The organism is Streptomyces sp. KR55 (assembly GCF_052245645.1).
GTDB classification, from domain to species: domain Bacteria; phylum Actinomycetota; class Actinomycetes; order Streptomycetales; family Streptomycetaceae; genus Streptomyces; species Streptomyces flavusporus.
The window spans coordinates 1-17278 of record NZ_JBQQCE010000189.1 but is presented as its reverse complement, the minus strand read 5'-3'; the positions used below and the strand labels follow the sequence as shown (position 1 = coordinate 17278).

General features: G+C 63.7%; 16 protein-coding genes and 2 pseudogenes. 11 read left to right on the top strand and 7 right to left on the bottom strand.

Annotated elements, in window-relative coordinates; translation table 11 throughout:
• Window positions 1–332 (bottom strand): annotated as a pseudogene (locus ACTWQJ_RS26120) (MFS transporter); the annotation flags it as partial.
• 54 nt (window positions 333–386) lie between these two features.
• On the opposite strand from ACTWQJ_RS26120, the gene ACTWQJ_RS26115 reads away from it, so the two are divergent.
• From ACTWQJ_RS26115 to ACTWQJ_RS26085, 7 genes and pseudogenes are all read left to right on the top strand, one after another.
• Window positions 387–1130 (top strand): AraC family transcriptional regulator, encoded by a 744-nt coding sequence (locus ACTWQJ_RS26115; RefSeq protein ID WP_443309007.1) that lies wholly within the window; start codon window positions 387–389, stop codon window positions 1128–1130.
• 182 nt (window positions 1131–1312) lie between these two features.
• Window positions 1313–1849 (top strand): SMI1/KNR4 family protein, encoded by a 537-nt coding sequence (locus ACTWQJ_RS26110; RefSeq protein WP_443309006.1) that lies wholly within the window; start codon window positions 1313–1315, stop codon window positions 1847–1849.
• Between the two features lie 131 nt (window positions 1850–1980).
• Window positions 1981–2120 (top strand): annotated as a pseudogene (locus ACTWQJ_RS26105) (esterase); the annotation flags it as partial.
• 266 nt (window positions 2121–2386) lie between these two features.
• Window positions 2387–2932, top strand: a complete 546-nt coding sequence (locus tag ACTWQJ_RS26100; RefSeq protein ID WP_443309005.1) for an RBBP9/YdeN family alpha/beta hydrolase — start codon at window positions 2387–2389, stop codon at window positions 2930–2932.
• Between the two features lie 99 nt (window positions 2933–3031).
• Window positions 3032–3835, top strand: a complete 804-nt coding sequence (locus ACTWQJ_RS26095) for a hypothetical protein (RefSeq protein WP_443309004.1) — start codon at window positions 3032–3034, stop codon at window positions 3833–3835.
• Window positions 3836–4043: 208 nt separating this feature from the next.
• Complete coding sequence (locus ACTWQJ_RS26090; protein WP_443309003.1) at window positions 4044–4463, top strand: hypothetical protein; 420 nt, start codon at window positions 4044–4046, stop codon at window positions 4461–4463.
• Window positions 4464–4733: 270 nt separating this feature from the next.
• The gene (locus ACTWQJ_RS26085) at window positions 4734–5402 is read left to right on the top strand and encodes a GNAT family N-acetyltransferase (RefSeq protein ID WP_443309002.1); all 669 of its coding nucleotides are present in this window, start codon (window positions 4734–4736) and stop codon (window positions 5400–5402) included.
• A 266-nt stretch (window positions 5403–5668) separates the two neighbouring features.
• Here ACTWQJ_RS26085 and ACTWQJ_RS26080 read toward each other — a convergent pair whose 3' ends face one another.
• Together ACTWQJ_RS26080 and ACTWQJ_RS26075 are read right to left on the bottom strand one after the other, a co-directional pair.
• Entirely contained in the window at window positions 5669–5881 is a 213-nt protein-coding gene (locus ACTWQJ_RS26080) for a DUF397 domain-containing protein (RefSeq protein WP_443309001.1), read from the bottom strand.
• A complete protein-coding gene (locus tag ACTWQJ_RS26075; protein WP_443309000.1) occupies window positions 5878–6726 on the bottom strand; it encodes a helix-turn-helix domain-containing protein in 849 nt (282 codons plus the stop codon). The genes ACTWQJ_RS26080 and ACTWQJ_RS26075 overlap by 4 nt, the downstream gene beginning before the upstream one ends.
• Window positions 6727–6922: 196 nt before the next feature.
• Here ACTWQJ_RS26075 and ACTWQJ_RS26070 point away from each other — a divergent pair, with 196 nt between their 5' ends.
• Together ACTWQJ_RS26070 and ACTWQJ_RS26065 are read left to right on the top strand one after the other, a co-directional pair.
• Window positions 6923–7573: an ATP-binding protein gene (locus ACTWQJ_RS26070; protein WP_443308999.1), complete on the top strand. Its 651-nt coding sequence runs from the start codon at window positions 6923–6925 to the stop codon at window positions 7571–7573.
• A 48-nt stretch (window positions 7574–7621) separates the two neighbouring features.
• A complete protein-coding gene (locus ACTWQJ_RS26065) occupies window positions 7622–8299 on the top strand; it encodes a tetratricopeptide repeat protein (RefSeq protein WP_443308998.1) in 678 nt (225 codons plus the stop codon).
• A 191-nt stretch (window positions 8300–8490) separates the two neighbouring features.
• Here ACTWQJ_RS26065 and ACTWQJ_RS26060 read toward each other — a convergent pair whose 3' ends face one another.
• Both ACTWQJ_RS26060 and ACTWQJ_RS26055 read right to left on the bottom strand, forming a co-directional pair.
• Window positions 8491–9045 (bottom strand): GNAT family N-acetyltransferase, encoded by a 555-nt coding sequence (locus tag ACTWQJ_RS26060; RefSeq protein ID WP_443308997.1) that lies wholly within the window; start codon window positions 9043–9045, stop codon window positions 8491–8493.
• The gene (locus tag ACTWQJ_RS26055) at window positions 9042–10316 is read right to left on the bottom strand and encodes a hypothetical protein (RefSeq protein ID WP_443308996.1); all 1275 of its coding nucleotides are present in this window, start codon (window positions 10314–10316) and stop codon (window positions 9042–9044) included. Before ACTWQJ_RS26055 ends, ACTWQJ_RS26060 begins: the two co-directional genes overlap by 4 nt.
• Window positions 10317–10485: 169 nt before the next feature.
• Here ACTWQJ_RS26055 and ACTWQJ_RS26050 point away from each other — a divergent pair, with 169 nt between their 5' ends.
• On the top strand, window positions 10486–10818 hold the full coding sequence (locus tag ACTWQJ_RS26050) for a hypothetical protein (RefSeq protein WP_443308995.1): 333 nt from the start codon (window positions 10486–10488) through the stop codon (window positions 10816–10818).
• A gap of 375 nt (window positions 10819–11193) precedes the next feature.
• On the opposite strand, the gene ACTWQJ_RS26045 is transcribed toward ACTWQJ_RS26050, so the two are convergent.
• Together ACTWQJ_RS26045 and ACTWQJ_RS26040 are read right to left on the bottom strand one after the other, a co-directional pair.
• Window positions 11194–12918: a GmrSD restriction endonuclease domain-containing protein gene (locus tag ACTWQJ_RS26045; protein WP_443308994.1), complete on the bottom strand. Its 1725-nt coding sequence runs from the start codon at window positions 12916–12918 to the stop codon at window positions 11194–11196.
• A gap of 271 nt (window positions 12919–13189) precedes the next feature.
• On the bottom strand, window positions 13190–16351 hold the full coding sequence (locus ACTWQJ_RS26040; protein WP_443308993.1) for a DUF3427 domain-containing protein: 3162 nt from the start codon (window positions 16349–16351) through the stop codon (window positions 13190–13192).
• Window positions 16352–16444: 93 nt separating this feature from the next.
• Here ACTWQJ_RS26040 and ACTWQJ_RS26035 point away from each other — a divergent pair, with 93 nt between their 5' ends.
• On the top strand, window positions 16445–17011 hold the full coding sequence (locus ACTWQJ_RS26035) for a YDG/SRA domain-containing protein (RefSeq protein ID WP_443308992.1): 567 nt from the start codon (window positions 16445–16447) through the stop codon (window positions 17009–17011).
• The last annotated feature ends 267 nt before the right edge of the window (window positions 17012–17278 follow it).

Here is a 17278-nt window from a genome sequence, read left to right as displayed (position 1 = left end):
TGGTAGGCGGCGACCCCGACACCGGACACCGCCACGAACACCAGCGTCAGAGCGTAGGAACCACTCAGGCCGCTCAGGGCGATACCCAGTCCACCAAAGATCGTACTCGCGGGCAGGAGCCAGGGCATCGCCCAGCGGTCGGTAAGCGCGCCGAACACCGGTTGTGCCACCGAAGACAGCAGAGACGCGGCGAGCACGATGCCCGAGACCGCGGCGTAGCTGTAGGCGCGCTCGGCGACGAAGAACGGGACGAGCGACGCGACAGCCCCTTGGTATATGTCCACGCAGGCATGGCCGACCGACAGCATGATGATCGATCTATTCCTTGGCACATCGCCATGGTCATCGCTGAGCGGCATGTCGCGCTTCCGATAAACTGACAACCAATGATGGAAATCCGCCACGAGCCCGTAGCGCCGACCCGCACCCAGTGGCTGGCGCCCGGAGCCGCCATAGACGCCCACCGCCACGACGACCACCAGATCGTCTATGCGGGGCGGGGAGTGCTGGCCGTGACGACCAGCGCAGGCTCGTGGATCGCGCCGGGCACTCGCGCCATCTGGGTACCGGCCGGCACCGTGCACGCCCACCAGGCCCACGGCGAACTCGAACTGCACCTGGTCGGCCTGCCCGCGAGTGACAACCCGCTCGGCCTGGACGAGCCGACCGTGCTGACAGTTGGGCCCCTCCTTCGTGAACTGATCCTCGTCTACACGCACACCCCGCACGACGACAGTCCCGAACGCGGGCGGCTGCGGGCCGTGTTGCTTGACCAGTTGCGGGCCTCACCCCAGCAGCCCCTGCACCTGCCTACCCCAACCAGCCCTCAGCTGAAGGCGGTGTGTGAGATCCTGCGCACGAATCCGGCCGACGGCCGCACCCTGGCCGCGCTGGGCAGGGAGGTCGGCGCCAGCGATCGCACTCTCTCCCGCCTCTTCAAAGCCGATCTCGGCGTGACCTTCCTGCAGTGGCGCACCCAACTGCGCCTGTACCGTGCCTTGGTTCTGCTCGCTGAGAACATCCCGGTGACCACCGTGGCGCACATGTGCGGTTGGTCGTCCGCCAGCGCGTTCATCGATGTTTTCCGCCGTACCTTCGGACACACTCCAGGAACACATCAGCCCCGCTAGCGCACCGGGTGCCTGTCATATCGACCCCGCCAGGCGCATCCACGCCGGCAGTCGGCAGCCGAACGGATTCCGCCAAGGTCGGCGAGTGCGATAGCTGCCGATCTTGACGTGAGCGACGAGGGTGTTGAGGGACATCGGAACGAAGACCGGTGCTAAAAGATTGTTGTATGTGGGTTCAGCGAGTGATCGAACTGACCGGGTGGGAGCCACTCGGGATCTCCGTCGACTGGGCGGCGATCGAGGGAGAGCTGGGGGTTCCGCTGCCGGCGGACTACAAGGAGCTCTACGAGGCGTTCGGCGGCGGCATCTTCAGTGATTCCGTCTACTTCCTGGGGCGCGACGAGGGCGTCTCGTTCGACTTCCTGACACAGTGGCGGGTCTCCCTGTCGGTCGACCAGGACAGCAAGCTCGGAAGCGTCTCCGCCGTCGATCCCTATGCGATCTACGCGCCGGGCGGCAAGGGGCTGGTCCACTGGGGCTCCACCGAATGGGCCGACGAGTACTGCTGGCTGATCGATGCCGAGCGGCCGGGCGATTACCCCGTCCTTGCGCGGTCCCATGACGGCGGCGCATGGGACCGGTACGACATGTCCACCTCTGAGTTCCTCTACCGCATCCTTGCCGATGCCGATTTTCAACCTTTCGGGATCGCGCAGTACGACCTCGGCACGACGTTCAAGCCCGGCTCCGGCGACCCCTTCGACGGCCAGCCGCTCTGACGAGAGGCTGGCCGTCCCACGTTCGTGGACACGACAGTGCCGTCGTTTCTCATCGAGATCCGTGAGCCAGGTGATCACCAACTGCCTCCGGAACCGGTCGCCAAACGCTGTTCCTAGAGATCAACGAAGCCACCAGTCGAGGCGGCTCGCTCGGCTTCGCCGATCCGGAGCACGGCATCGCCTTCGGCTACGCGATGAACAACATCATCGGGGGCCCAACGATGTGCATGCGATCCGGCTGGTCGAGGCAGTGCGAAGGGCACTGACGTAAGAATTCGGTACGCGTTCGAGGCGCAGGGCCGGCGTATGGTTGCCGCCGTTGTCCGTCCCCTCCTGTTGTGTGGGCACGTCCTGGAGGCGAGGCGCTCGTAGGTGAGGGCGTAGTGAGCGGACCGGGGCGACATCTTGCTGTTGCGGGTCATGACGTTGTTGACGGTGCCGTGGGCAGCGACTTGGGTGGGTAGCTGCGCAGAACGAGGGAAGTGGTGACCGGTCCGTAGCGGGCGAGGGAGTCCACGATCGGAAGGGCGGTGCGCGATGGTCGCGTACGTCATCATCCCCGGGATCGACGGTTCGGATGAGAGGCACTGGCAGAGTTTGTGGGAGAACCAGTGGGGAGCCTCAGCGGTCCGGATTGCACCGGCCTCGTGGAGCATGCCGGACCTGCCGGACTGGGTTGCAGCAATCCAGTCCGCCTACGAGATCGCTTCCGAGCGCGACGGCCAGGTGGCGTTGGTGGCTCACAGCCTCGGCTGCTGGGCAGCTGCTCAGTGGCTGGACGGGGGGCGGCCCGACGGGGTCACGGCGTTCCTGGTCGCGCCACCCAATCCCCAGGGACCGGCGTTCCCACGTGAGGCCGCGTCAACATTCCTCGACCTGTCCGCTCGCCTGTTGCCATGCCGGAGCTTGATGGTCGCCAGCGACGACGACCCCTACTGCGACCCGGCGATGTCGGCCTCGTTTGCGCACGGGTGGCAGGCACAACAGCATCTCGTCGGAGGCCACGGACACATCAATTCCGACAGCGGGCTTGGCGACTGGCAGGTCGGCCGGGAACTCCTTCGCACGCTCATCGACCGATGAGAGATGAACCGATCCGATGTCGAGCACACCATCGTGCCGAGCGCAAACCTACGTCTGTGAGCACGTCCATTGTCAGTGCGGTGCGCTTCACTGTCCGCCATGGAGCTCACGCAAGCGACCGTCAACGACCTGCTGGCCCGACTCGGCCCGGGGGACGGCTACATGTACCTGCCCAGCGACCTGGACCCGCAGGACCTGACCGACCTGCTCGACAGCAGGTACGGCGCCCCGCGCACCCTCGTCCTCGACGGCTTCACCGATCCGACGGTCGACGAGTCCAGGGGCGCGGCTCTCCTCGTCCCCTTCGAGGACCGGGCCGTGAAGATACGGGCGTGGGCGTACGGGGATCAGTGGGTCGGCACGGGTACGGCGCGGGACGCCGAGGGGACCGAGCGGCCGGTGCTGGTGGTCGCTCACAGGGAGGTGCCAGAATCCTTGGCGGTCGCTCCGGACGAGGACGAAGACGTCGACTGGATGGAGCGGCTCAGACGGATCACCGGCTGGACACAGCCCGCCCAGCGGCCGGACGTGGACTGGGCGGAGATGGAGTCGCGCCTGGGCACCGCGCTGCCGAGCGACTACAAGCGCATGGTCGAAACCTTCGGCGAGGGCGCCTTCGACGGATATCTGGACCTGAACCAGGAGCCGTGGACGCATCTCAGGAAGGACGGTCTGCTCATCTGGGCGGGCACGGAGCACAAGGACCTGTACTGCTGGAGGGCCGACGGCGACGACCCCGACCGTTGGCCCGTCGTGGTCCGGTCCTTCGACGGCGAGGACGTCCCCTTCGACTGCCAGGCAGCGGAGTTCGTCTGCCGCATCCTCATCGACCCGCACCACCCGTTCACGATGGCCCGCTATTTCGACACCCACTGGTTCATGAACTACCAGGAAAACGACTGACCGAATCCCGCCGCCAACGGCATCCGCAGCCTGGTTGCGGCGCCTTCGGAGGACAGGGCACAAACAGGTCGGGTGCTAGGCCGGCAGGTAGTAGATGGTCAGCCAGTCCCGTGAGGCGGCGAACTCCCGGAGTTCGGCGGCTTTGCTGCCCAGCGGGCCGGGATGTCGGCAAGATGGATGTTCTGTTGACCGGGGCCAGGGGGCGAACATGTCAGAGGACAAGCAGCCCGTAGCAGTGTGGCTGGGGGCAGCGGCATCGGCCCTGGCCCTGCTCGCCTTCTTCGGCGTGAACAGCTTCGACGAGCTGGGCGCGAAGCTCGACCCGGAGTCCGCATCGCGCGACGCTTGTGAGGATGCCTCCCGGGCGTGGCGGGAATACGGAGAGGATATGGCATCGATGGGCATGGAGCAGTCCTTGCGCCTCTACGGCCAGAAGATCTCGGCAGTCGCCGAGGAGACCGAGGACGTGGAGCTAAGGGAACTGCTCCGGATCGACGGTGAGGCCTCCACGGAGACTGCGCAGGCGATGGCGCGAAATGAGACATACCGATCGGACGCCTCGACGCGTAGCTACAACGCCAGGCAGGCCTGGGGAAAGCTCTGTACCGCACTCAGTGAGAGCAACTGAGGGCTGTCCCGTAAGAGGCAGCTCCCGCCCGTGTTCGGACCATGCTGGCAGACGGTCTACCGGCGCTTCGCCCAGTGGAGGCCGGGACCGCGTCTGGGCCCGGCTCCATCGCGTCATCCTCGACGACACCTCGTCGGGTCGTTCCAGTCCCTGCGTCATTCAACTAGCAGTGAAATGCTGTTCGACGCCGGACCGTCCTCACGGTGGCTGTGTCAGTTACTGCGGGAGTCGTTTCGCGGTGACTTGGGGAGTCGTTCCGCGGCGCCCGCCATGATCAATGTCAGTGAGTTCTCGAATCGTGTGGGGAGAGTGGGGATCGACGAGCGCGCTGACCTGGACGTTTATTCTGGCGTGATGCATACCCAGTTCCTGGACGGCACCGTTATCCGCCTCGTCCCGTTGTCTGTGGACCACGCCGAAGCTCTCTTCCCGTCAGCATCCGACCCTGAGGTATGGCGGTGGATGCCTCGGCCGCGACCCGAGACCATAGCCGACCTGCGCGAGATGCTTGGCGGGATGATCGCCGACATGACGCGGCGCTGCTTCGCAGTGCAACGACGTGCTGACGGCGCAGTGGTCGGTTCAACGAGCCTTTATGACCTGGACCTCGGCGAGAGCCGCGCTGAGATCGGGGCGACCTGGTTCGATCGGTCCTGCTGGGGCGGCCCCTATAACGTTGAGTCCAAGCTGCTGTTGTTCGGTCACGCCTTCGACGACCTGAACCTTGCTCGTCTGGCCTTGCGCACTGACAACCTCAACGTGCGCTCCCAGCATGCCCTGGCTCGCCTCGGCCTGGTCCACGAAGGGACATTGCGCAGCCATATGCGGCGCCAGGACGGCACCCGCCGGGACTCGGTGTATTACAGCTTGCTTGCCGACGAGTGGCCGGACGTCCGTGACACTCTGCGCGCTCGGGTTGCTGCCAAGACCGCAGCATGATGGCAGGGCCGCCCGCTTGGTCGAGGCAGTACGAAGGTCACTGGCGTAAGAATTCGGGGCTGCGTGTTCGAGGCGCAGGGCCGGCGGATGGTCGCCGCCGTTGTCCGTCCCGTCCTGTGGTGTGGGGATCTCCTGGAGGCGAGGCGCTCGTAGGTGAGGAAGACGTGAGCGGAGCCGGGCGACATCCAGCCCTTTCCTCGTCGAGTACGGAGTCTGACGCCGGAGGCCAATTGGGAGTGTGGCGGCGAAACGAGATGACTCCGGTGTCAGTGCTCGGGGGCCAGCTTGACGGCATCTATGAAGGAGCGCCAAGCCGCGTTTCCGACGCCGATCACAGTGCCCCCCGAACTCTTTGAGTCACGCACCAAGGCGCCGTCCTCGTTCAATGCACACTCGAGGCACTCCCCACCCGCACCGTTGCTGTGCGACGACCTGAACCAATCTGGACATTCGCTGTTGTTGGGCAATGCAGTGCTCATTTTGTGTATTCCTTCAGAACCGACTCGATCAGCTTGGTCGAACGCTGGGGACTCAGAGCTGCTGCCCGCAGCCCGTTGAACGCCCGGGTGTACTCACGCACATGGTGCTCGCCCTCCAGGTAGACAGCATCGGTGATGCCGTCCCGGTACACGATGTCGGGATCTTCCGGGGAGGGAAAGCCCAACATGGTGAAGGAGCCGGTGGCCGGGTAGGTGCCTGAGTCGAACGGGAGAACCTGCAGGGTCACGGTCGGCAACCGGGCAGTGTCCAAGACGCGTTCGATCTGTTCTCGCATCAGTGCACGGTCCCCGATGACGTTGCGCAGAGCGCCCTCGTTCACGATGAACCAGGCCTCGGGGGCATCGTCTCGCTGCAGCATGGCCTGACGCTCCATCCGTACGTGTACGGCCCTGTCGATGTCCTCGGCGGACATGTGCGCACCGGCCTGGTGGAGTTCGGAGGCGTACGCGTGGGTCTGCATAAGGCCCGGTACGAGCTCGCACTGGTACTGGCGGAAGGTGGACGCGTCCTGTTCCAAGCCGATGTAGATGTTGAACCACTCCGGGACGCCGGAGCCGTGGACCTGCCACCAGCCTCGCACCTTGGCCTGTCGGGCGAGCGACTTGAGGAACTCCCGCAGTTCGTCGCTGGTTCCGTAGAAGCGGCACAGGGCGTCGATGTCGGACGGTTGTACCCGGCCGCTGCCCGTCTCCATACGGTTGACCTTGGAGCCGCTCCAGTCCAGGGCCTCGCCGACCTGGGCGCAGGTGAGCGCGCTCTGCTCGCGGAGCTTCTTCAGTTCGATCGACAGGCGGCGCCGGCGTGCCGTGGGTGATCCGGCCATATCAACCCCGTTTCGAATAGTGGGCGTTCAGTCTCGCGCCAAGAGGTGTGCTTGCCAATCACTCGGAAGTGGGAATCCCGCCGTGCGCATTGCACGAAGGGATGCGTAGGCCGCACTCTGATGGGGATGCAACTCAACGTGATGCCTCATGACTCTGCGTGGCTCAGGGGGTGTCATCGCGACGAGAGGGGTTTTCATGGGCCAGGAAGCGTGCGTGATGCGCAAGCCGTGGGACCTTGCCTTCACGGCCGAACCGACGGAGGTGGCCGGCCTGCGCCGAGTCATGCGGTTGCACCTGGGCATCTGGGGGCTGCACGGCGTCGCCGACGAAGCCCAGCTGTGCGTCAGCGAGTTGGTGTCCAACGTCATCACGCACGTCGGCCCGGGGACCCCGGCCACCCTCGCGGTCTCGATGAACGGCGTGCATCTGCGCATCGAGGTCCACGACCCGGACACCCGTGCCCTGCCCACCCTGCTCGACGTGAACGTCGACTCGGAGGGCGGCCGGGGCATGGCCCTCGTCGACGCGGTCGCCGAACGGTGGGGCGTCGAACTCGGTCCTGACCGCAAGGTCACGTGGTGTGAGCTGGCGACGGGCCTCGCTTCGCCGGACGGTCATGTGGAGGGTCGCGGCGTGCGACGGGCGGAGGCACTGCTGGACTTCTACGCCGGGGTCGAGCCTCCTCTTCTTCGACCCGGTGGGGGCATGTTGAAGAGAGCCGTGGCCGAAGAATCGGTGATCTCGGCGATCACGGACTTCCTTCATTGGCTTCATGTGCACGGATGCGACGTGGACAACGCCTTGGATCGCGCTCAAATCCGATATGACGGCGAACTGGGAAGCTAGGCCAGCAGCTTGCCTCACGGAAGAACCCCATCGTGTGAGCGCCTGCGTATGGGTTCCTCCCATCTATCCATCCGTGCAACCTTGGTTTCCCAGGCATCCACATACAGGAGCGGTGGAATGGGGCTTTTCGGCCGGAGGCGCGAGCAGCCAGCAGGACGCACAGGGTGGAGCCGCGAGACCGTCGCCCAGCAGGAGTTCGAGCGAGGGAAGCGAGAGTTCGACGCAGGTCGCTTCGACGCGGCCGCCTCGATCTTCCGTGAGGTCGTGGCGCTCACCCCGGACTCGCCGAACTCCCAGTTCCTGCTGGGCGCCTCACTGTTCAAGACAGGGGACCCGAGAGCCGCAATTGATCCACTGCGCCGGTGCATTGCGATGCGCCCCGAGCACGCCGAGGCGCAGCTCATCCTCGGCATGTCCCTCGGTCGGTTGGACCAGTTCGACGAGGCCGAGGAGCACATGGCGAAGGCCGCATCACTTGGCGACCGGCAGGCGCGGGAGCTGCTGCCGCAGATCGGCATCGACTACTGCCGCAAGTGCGCGCGGCCGGCGCAGTTTCGCAGCGGCGGCATCGACGCCGACATCGTCGTCGTGGACATCAAGGCCGGAATGACATGCACGAAATGCCGCACGGTGCTCTGCGGCACCTGCGCCTCGGGCGGGCGTTTAGGGCCGGTGAGCCTCGCCTGCCCCGACTGCGGCGGCCCACTTCGGGTGCTGACGAGGTGACCGGCGCGTCCAAGTCGCACTGAGTCTCTTCCGGATCCCAGCAGGGCAACCTTCGTCAAGCCATCCTTGGACGGGATCAGATCCGGCGTCGGCCACGGACCGCCTCCTTCAGGATTTCTGCCTGATTCAGTACGGCCGACTCCCCGTCCGGCGTCGGCCGAGCCACGTCGCGGCCGTGAATGGCGGGCACGTCAGGCTCCCGAGTGCAGCGGATCCCGCATCATCGAGGCAAACACAGGGGAGTCGGGGAAGGGTTGCTGCTCGCCGATCTTCTCGTAACCCCAACGCTCGTAAACTGCTTGGACTTTCCCTTTCCCTGCCTGTGGGTTGACCAGGAGTGTCACGCGGTCCTCGCCCCTGACAGCCAGAAGCTCTTCATGGATGCGGTGGGCAAGGCCGGTGCCGCGCCATGGGCGGCGTACCACGATCTCGTTCAGGGCCAGTGTGCGCTTGCCCGTCTCGACGGTGAAACCGTCGGGCAGGGGAGTCGTCATGGCCGTCCACCAGCGGGTGTTGGGGCCCAGCGGGGTGGCGTACGCGAAGCCTGCGGGCTCAGTCCCGTCGTACGCGATCACCGTCTCCCAACCAGTCACAGAGCTGTGGCCCATCAGACGTTCGTTGAAGCGTTCGGCGGAGTAGAAGGGCCCAATAAGGCCGAAATCGCGCTGGCGGACCTCGACATGGATGTCCACGATCGTCTGTCGTACGGGCTCAACATCCGTGTAGTGCCGCAGCTCAAGGTTCACAGAAGCTCCTTTTCGAACCATTCGCGGGTGGCGGGGGCCTTAGGGGCAAGGGCGTGGAGTCGGTGCCCGAAGGCGTTCAGCAGACGGGCGGTGCGGCCGTGCCGCGCCTGGGCCGGGATCTTGTGTGCGATGGCTACAGCAAGTTCCAGCTCATGCTGGCTCAGCTGGGCATGGGCGAGGTAGGCCTGAGTGAGAGCCCGGTTGCGTTTCATGTTGGGCCGCAGCTTCGCAAGCGTGCTGTGGGCGTGCGCTTCTGCCTCTTCCCACAGGCCGAGCGTTGACGTGGCAGTGAGGGCAAGCAAGTGGAACTCGGCCGAGTCGTAGAACTGGAGCCATGCCGGCCGCGGGGTGTCGGTATCCGCTCGGCTCAGTGCCGTCTCCGCGAGGCCGAGGCAGCGCAGGGTGGCTTGGCGGTTGCGTAGATCTGCGTGGTGTACGGCGGTGCGCGCCTGGACGAGGGATGCGTAGAGCGGATCGCGGGCGGCCCGGGTGCGCTTTGCCGCCTCGTCGGCCGCGAGGGCGCTGGTGCACTGGCCCAGGTGCCGGTACAGCGCGCCGGCATGTCCCCAGATGCGGAACTGCATTGAGGAGTCGCCGGAAAGACCGGCAAGGGAGACGGCTTCGTTGAGATGCCGTTGTGCTTGGTCGAGGCGGCCGCCGTCGATGGCGGCCCACAGGGCAGAGCCGGTGAAGGCGGCGGCGAGGCCGTAGAGCTGTCCGCGTACCCGCTGGGAGGCAGGCCTCTCCTGTTGAAGGCGCAGCGTGCGCTGGGACCAAGTGACTGCGGTCTGTTCGATCTGGTCAGTTCCGCCGGTCATGTTGTCGTTGGCGATGATCAGCGCGAACTGGGCGGCGAGCCGGTTTACATCGGACTGGCCCACCCGTCCCGAACTGGTTGTGGAGGACGCAGGGGCTGGGGTGACGGTCGTGAGGGCGGCGGCAGAGGCTGAGGTGAGGAATGTTCGGCGGAGCACTGGCTCCTCCCCGTGATGCTCTGAGCTTGAGGGCGCTGGGCGGTTGATCACGGATCGGGCGTGGGGAAGGAACCCGAGCTCGATCGCGCTACATCCGAATACTGCCTCCAGAGCCAGACGTTGTTTGGCCTGCGGCCACCGGGTTTTTCCGGTCGTGAGATTGTGGATTGTCCGGGTGCCGATGGTGCCGGGCCTGCCTGTCACCTGTTCGATCGCAGCGTTCATCGCCTCCGCTAACTCTTCCTGCGTAAGGCCGAGTTCGCGCATGCGCGCCCTGAGGTGTTCGTTTGCCGCCACGCCACCCACCGTAAGGGCGGATCACTCAGTCCGTCGTGGCGTGGGCAAAGAGCCGGTCAGTTTTTCCGGTTGCGTGTAGACGGCCGCAGGCCGGTTTTTCCTGCCGATCACTACGACCCCTGCTGTTCACTCACTGTCACAGACCGAACACGATCTACGGGAGTCAGCCGTGGAGATCGCACCAGAACCGACCTACGCACCGCAGCTCGACCGTGCCACGGTCCTCGCCGAGGTCCGCGTGATCACTCAGCCGCGCCTTGCCGTCCCTCTGATGTCCGACACCGTGCAGCGCACAGAGACCGTCGCAGGCATGCTCCGCTCGCTCCTGAAGGAGACGCAGGACGACAACCGAGAGGCAGTGCGGGTGATGCGTCGCCTCGGAGCGCGGCTTCTCGACGAGGCCCCGCTTGGCGAGGTGAGCCCATACACGGCCTGGCAGCACCTCGTGAACCTCGCGCGGTGCACGGAGGCGTTTCTCGATGTCGAAGGCCGCGCCCGGTGAGAGCCGGCTGCCCCGACTGCGATGCGTTCCGCGGTGAGCGGGAGGCGCAGATCCGCACCGGCGAAGGCGACCTGGGCGATCTCCTCACACGCGTCGCTCTGCACGAGGCAATCGCACACCGCTGGCCGACCTCACCACGGCAGTCAGACCGAACCGATGAACAAGGAGTACTCGTGACGGCACAGATCACTTCAGCGACGTAGCCGACACCCCAAGTAACTCTTGACACCCGGCCCCTTACGCCGCCGCTCTCGGTAAAACCGGGCGACCTTCCTCACTTGACACCAAGTGCAGGCCAGGGCTCCTGACGAAGGCGGCGGCGCAGGGAGCTGCGTTCATTGTGCCAGAACAGGTCGAAGTCGTTCCGTCGACTTTCTACTCCTCCTGGAGGCTGCGTCCTGTCACTCTCTCAATCAGTTGCACAACCGTCTTAAGGCGTTCATCGAGGAACATGCCGTAGTCGTCGTTGGCTAGGCCGCTACTCGAGTCACTTTTGATTGCATGGGAGGCGAGGACGGATTCCAGCTTCTCTTCTCCGTAAGTCGCTGCCATCTCACCTAGATATTGACTAGGCGCCTTGTCCTTGATGATCCGGTTCGTTTCCGCATCGATAAGAGTTCTATTCAAGAGGAGCTCTGAGCTTTCATTCCCTCCCGTGCGCGCCAAGTATGCCTTCGGGAATATGTGATGCGAATCTATTTGAACCTCACCCACTCGGTACGGGGTCATTGCCTGACCAGTGTGGAAATCCTCAGCGCGAGTCGTTGCGAGGAGGCACATCAACCCGCAGTACAGGGCCTTCCTGCGCACGGAAGCGGAGCGAAGAGTGGATGAGCTTAGAGGGAGTTCGGCGAGAGCTTCCGGCGCCTGCCCATCACCAGTGATAACCCATTCTTTCAGGCGGGCATAGTCGGCGCCGGCTTGACTGTTGGCGCCTTGATCATAGTTTGTGGTGAATACGCTGCACCAGAAGAATTGCTGAAGGCGTGCATAAGCTGAAGCTCGATCCAGGGGTTCCAGTTTCTGAATGTCTCCCCACACAGCCCCCATCGGTATCAGTAGCATGCCGTAGGGAAGCCACTTCGGTGCGACTAGCCCGCAGTCGGATTGCAACATGTCAATGACACCGGCAATCCCCTTGACTGCAGACGACCAATGCTGCGAGATGTCGGCGGCAGTGAGCTTCTTTAGAACATCAGATCTCTGAGCGGAGCCGTATGCTTTGAGACAGACGGCTTGCAGAATACTGTACGGGTCGACTTTGAAATCGACTAGGGCCTTATAATTCCCCAATGCTTCGAGCCAGAGGTCTCGAAGATTAACCCCCTGGGGGTAGTAGCGAGCCGTCAGTAGTTCAAATGGGCCTAGCGGTTTGCCGGTCCGATTAAGTGTCTCGAAGATTGTGCAGACGGCTTCTATCGGTGTCGTTTCTGGAAGAGTTAGAACTGGCAGTCCGTAAGAGCGTAGCGGGACGATGTACTTATCGCGCATCCTCCTGTAGAGCGACTTGAGGTACTTTGCACTAAAGCTGTCGTCGGTGCTCGTTATTGTGTCAACATACTCGTCAAGCCAGTCATCAAAACTTCCAACATCGGAGACGGGAAAGTGTGAGACACCAAGCAGTTCCTCGTTTTTCCGGGCCTGTCCCTTGCTGACGGCAAATGGGACAGAAATCACGGCCTTGTCGAAATTTACCTCGTGGAACTCTCTCACGTAGTCTTGGTCCACATCGACAAATTCATCTACCTTGAGGTAGAAGCGCTCGTCGCCGACTCCGGTAAGTGCCTGATAGAGCGCTGTGAGGCGCTGCTGTCCGTCTAGCACGAGCTCTGCGGGCCTCTTATCGCCCAGCTCAGGGGCCCCTTCAAAGCTTCGACTGGCAAACGTTTCTCCATCTCCTTGCTTCCAGAGGAGCAACGTCCCCACTGGGAATTCGGAGATGATGGACTGGATCAACTCTTCAGTTCGTGTTGCGTCCCAGACGAAGTCTCGCTGAAAGTCTGGGAGTGCGATCTCGCGGCCGTGAATCCGGGTTACCAGATTCGAGAGCTGCCGCGGCACTGTCTCGAAGATAGGGTCCGACTCGTAGGCGCTTGTCATGGGAGACCATCCAGGTGCGATCGGTCCTGCAGGCTCTGGGGAGCAGGTGTTCGGTCAATCCTATGTGTCGACGCTGAGTATGTGTCAGTCTCCGCTTGCACAGAAGACGTTGACGACGCCGGCTTGTGTGGTGTCTCCATTGGGTCCGAGCGCACGCGTGCAACCCTGGACGAGGTCTTGCAGCGACCTCAAACTTGGCGAGGGCAGGAGCGTGGATCCCGAAGGCCTACTCCAGCGTGACGGGGACCGTGGGGTGGCCGGCCGAGAGGCGTCACCCGGCCGCGATCGCGGAATACGTCCAGACATCCGCCGGGATTTCGTGCTTCAGCCTCCACGTGATCGCCATCGGTTTGCTCCCCGTGTGCTCCACGTACTCAGCTGGACCGAGCAGCATCCACGGCTGGGCGCCGCCGATGTCCGTGTTCTTGTAGCGGCGTACGAAGAGCAGCACGTGGCTGCCCTCCGCTGCGTGCCGCTGGTAGCGCAGGCCCGTGGGGGATGTGTCCGATGTCTGGTTCTGGGATTCCCAGTGGAAGAGGGTCTCGCTCAACGCGTAGTCGTGGTAGCGGGTCTGCGGGGAGAAGTCCTTCTCATCCTTGTCCAGAGTGATCAGAAGAGCGTCCGTCTTGATCGACTCGCACCATTTCACACCCTCGCGGAAGTCTCCTGGCATGAAGCCGCCGATGGTGGACTGGCCCAGGGCAGGCAAGATTTCTTCGCGGGTGTAGGAAGCGTGCACAGTCAACGGGATCCCGGCTTCGCTGCCGATCCCCAGCAGCGGGATCGGAACGTGCTCCGTATGGGCAAGGTTGTACTCGAGCACCTGGCGTAGCTCGCTCCGTACCGCATGCTGCTTGCGAAGTGTCGCAAACCCCGCGTCGTAGCTCGCGAATCCCTTGCGCGTCAGGCCACCGAGCGGCCACAGTTGGAAGAAGAGCATGCGGGCATAGGCCTGTCCCTGCTCGTTGAGCTCGCCGTAAGAAGGCGCATCCTCCTCCAACATCCGCGTATAGGCGGCCACTCGCAAAGGGTCGTCGATGTGGAGGAAGGCGGACACGCGCTTGAGAAGCGCTGCTTCACCGTCGGGCGTCTCGCCCTTCAGAAGGCCGGAGCGGCGGAGCAGCCCGGTCCAGGAGTTGCCGTTGCCTCGGTAGAGCTCTTTGAGCTCACGACCGCTCTCCTCCAAGTAACGGCTGAGCCTCGGCTCGGCGTAGTCAGCGACCTCACGTGCCAGCGCAGTGACGTTGACGCCGATCTGGTCCTTGATGTTGGCGATGATGGTTTTCTTTGCCTTCTCCTCGAGGATGATCTGGCAGCCGGACGGCAGTTGCGGGAAGTCGTGGTCGATGTGCTCCAAGAGCCGCTTGCGTGTGAGGTTCGTGAGTGCCCTGAACTGGTTCTCGAAGCGAAATTCCTTGCGGTGCTGCCCGATGAAGTCGAGAACGGTGAGCACCGCCTTGTCCTCGGTGCGGCGTAGTCCGCGGCCTAGCTGCTGCAAGAACAACGTGGCGCTGGAGGTCGGCCGCAGCAGGAGCAGGGTGTCCACGTCAGGGATGTCGAGCCCTTCGTTGAAGAGGTCGACCGAAAAGATCACTTGTAGCGCGCCCGATTTTAGGTCAGCGAGTGCCTGCTTGCGCTGCTCAGATGGTGTCTCGCCCGACAGAGCGATCGCATTGAGGCCGGCCGTGCGGAAGGCCTCAGCCATGAAGTGGGCGTGGGCCACTGAAACGCAGAAGCCCAGCGCACGCATGGTGTCCGGTTCGGCTACTTTCTCCTTGACAGCCTTCACAACCAGCCGGGCTCGTCTAACGTTGTCCGACAGCATGTTGCTCAATGCGCTTGGATCATACGCCCCGCGCTTCCACTCCACCGTGCTCAAGTCGGTGGAGTCGCTAATCCCGAAGTAGTGGAAGGGGCTGAGGAGGTCGTTCTCCAGCGCCTCCCAAAGGCGCATTTCGGCGGCGATCCGACCGTCGAAGAACTCATCCTGGATGTTCTTGCCGTCCATGCGCTCAGGCGTGGCGGTGAGCCCCAGCAGTTCCAATGGCTGGAAGTGGTCAAGGATCTTCCGGTACGTCGGTGAGGTCCCGTGGTGGAACTCGTCGATCACGATCACGTCAAAGTGATCGGGAGAGAGACGATCTAGGGCTTTGGCGTTGAGCGACTGCACGCTGGCGAACACGTGTGTCCAACGCTCCGGGATCTCCCCGCTGTGGAGTGCTTCGCCAAAGTTGGGGTCGACCAAGACATCTTGGTAGGTCCGCATGGACTGCTGGAGGATCTCCCTGCGGTGGGCGACAAACAGCAGCCGCAGGTCACGGCCGTGCTTCCTTCGCAGCTGCTTGTAATCGAGTGCCGCCATCACAGTCTTGCCCGTACCCGTGGCTGCCACGAGCAGATTCCGATGCCGGTCATGCACCTCGCGCTCGACCTCCAGCCGCTCCAGCATGTCGCGCTGATGCGGATACGGCCGTACTTCCAGGCCGGACAGCGTGATTCCGCGATCGGCAGTGGTGGTGGACGACGTACCTCCTGCAATCGCTAAGGCTTCGCGGAGGCGTTCCCCATCGGCTTCGGGGTCGTACCTCTCGAACGATGGATCGTTCCAGTAGGCGTAGAAGGTGGCCTCGAACTTTCGCAACACATCGGGTGTGGCTACGGAGGACAGCCGGACGTTCCATTCCAACCCGTCGAGAAGTGCTGCCTTGGACAGGTTGGAACTGCCGACGTACGCCGTGTCGTATCCACTTCTACGACGGAAGAGCCACGCCTTTGCGTGCAGCCGCGTAGACCGAGTCTCATAGTTGACCTTGACCTGAGCGTTGAACTCTTCGACCAGTCGATCCAGCGCACGCCGCTCGGTTGCGCCGATGTAGGTCGTCGTGATGACCCGTATCGGCACGTCTCGTTCATGTGCCGCCTTCAGCGACTGCTCGATGATGCGCAGTCCGTGCCACTTTACGAAGGCGCAGAGCAGGTCTACGCGGTCAGCGGTGGCCAGCTCCGCCCGCAGTTCGAAGCCGAGGCTCGGATCCTCCGGCGCGTTGGTGATCAATGCAGTGTCGGAGAGGGGGATGCCGGGTCGTACGGCAAAGACGCCCGGAGCCTCTTGGCGGGTCACAGCGAGGAGCTGGCGGGGACCGTCGGCTACGAGGTCCACCCATTCCTGCGCGCCCTCCAGCGTGCTGATGGACTCCAGGATGTGGTTCGCCGCGTAGACACGTTCCTCCACAGGGAGACCTTGAAGTACTCGCAGCACCGTTCGTGCGACGTGTCTTGCCAGGACGTGCGGGACTGATTCGGCTCCCACCTCATCGCTTACAAGGCGCCAGCCAAGGCCAGCGAGCTCCTTCAACTGCTGCTCGAATCGCAGGGTGATGAGCTCCTCGTAGAGGCCTGCGACAGGCTGTGAAGGATCTATTGGCTTGGTCACGCCGGCTTCCCCCGCTCGCTCGGACTGCAGACCTTATGTCTAACAGAGGGCACCGACACCGAGGCAGGGCGGACAGCCCAGGAGGGTCATGGGGTGCAACTGGCCAACTTCGGTTTCTTAATTGACATGAGTGATCGAGTCCTGTCGAGTTGGATCGTGGGAATCGAACGTGTCATCGGCCCTATCGAAGGTGTCGCCGTGGGAGACCTCTTCCACCGCCGACTAGACGTGATGAACGCCAAGCTGCACCAGGCCAACCAGAAGGGCATCTCCTGGCTCAGGGACGAGGATGGCCTGCAAGCTGCCGACGCCATCGTTTTGAACGGTGGCTATGTGGACGACGACGACCACGGAACGTGGATGCGGTACACGGGCGCGTCGCAGGGCAAGGACAGGGACTCCACTACGGGCCGGCTGCTTCGCAGCCAGTCGTGGTCGTACGTCGACAATGCTGCCCTCAAGCGCAGCTACGAGCGTGGATATCCGATCCGCGTCATTCGCGGCTATGAAGGCGATAAGCGCCACTCGCCGCCTGATGGCTATCGGTACGACGGCTTGTACAAGATCACGGCCATTCGTACGGCTATCTCCAAGTTGCCTGCTCCCGATGGCTCCGACATCGAGATTTGCCAGTTCGATCTGGAGCAACTGCCTGAGTGAGTGGTGGCGGTTCCGTCGTCAGAGCGGCGTTGGACTGCTCGGTGGCATCAAGGCACCCATGGCCGCCCGGTTTTGTTTGAGGGTGGCGGTTCCGGGGCGAGCGTCAAGAGCGCCCTTCGGGCGTCGGCTTCGCCGATTTCACTCTTGACACTCGCCCCTCCACCGCGATGTTTCTCCGGGCCGGGCGGACCAGGGGTAGGGCGACGGGGGTGGTGGAGTGGGGTGCTGACCATCGCCGGGCGCCGGTGCGTGGGTGGGGTGCGGGGT

What these genes read in the sequence shown, in the direction of transcription:
- ACTWQJ_RS26065 (WP_443308998.1), top strand. Translation starts at nt 7,622, where the DNA reads ATGGGTTCCTCCCATCTATCCATCCGTGCAACCTTGGTTTCCCAGGCA.
- ACTWQJ_RS26090 (WP_443309003.1), top strand. Translation starts at nt 4,044, where the DNA reads ATGTCAGAGGACAAGCAGCCCGTAGCAGTGTGGCTGGGGGCAGCGGCA.
- ACTWQJ_RS26070 (WP_443308999.1), top strand. Translation starts at nt 6,923, where the DNA reads ATGGGCCAGGAAGCGTGCGTGATGCGCAAGCCGTGGGACCTTGCCTTC.
- ACTWQJ_RS26085 (WP_443309002.1), top strand. Translation starts at nt 4,734, where the DNA reads ATGATCAATGTCAGTGAGTTCTCGAATCGTGTGGGGAGAGTGGGGATC.
- ACTWQJ_RS26045 (WP_443308994.1), bottom strand. Translation starts at nt 12,918, where the DNA reads ATGACAAGCGCCTACGAGTCGGACCCTATCTTCGAGACAGTGCCGCGG.
- ACTWQJ_RS26100 (WP_443309005.1), top strand. Translation starts at nt 2,387, where the DNA reads ATGGTCGCGTACGTCATCATCCCCGGGATCGACGGTTCGGATGAGAGG.
- ACTWQJ_RS26095 (WP_443309004.1), top strand. Translation starts at nt 3,032, where the DNA reads ATGGAGCTCACGCAAGCGACCGTCAACGACCTGCTGGCCCGACTCGGC.
- ACTWQJ_RS26075 (WP_443309000.1), bottom strand. Translation starts at nt 6,726, where the DNA reads ATGGCCGGATCACCCACGGCACGCCGGCGCCGCCTGTCGATCGAACTG.
- ACTWQJ_RS26080 (WP_443309001.1), bottom strand. Translation starts at nt 5,881, where the DNA reads ATGAGCACTGCATTGCCCAACAACAGCGAATGTCCAGATTGGTTCAGG.
- ACTWQJ_RS26115 (WP_443309007.1), top strand. Translation starts at nt 387, where the DNA reads ATGATGGAAATCCGCCACGAGCCCGTAGCGCCGACCCGCACCCAGTGG.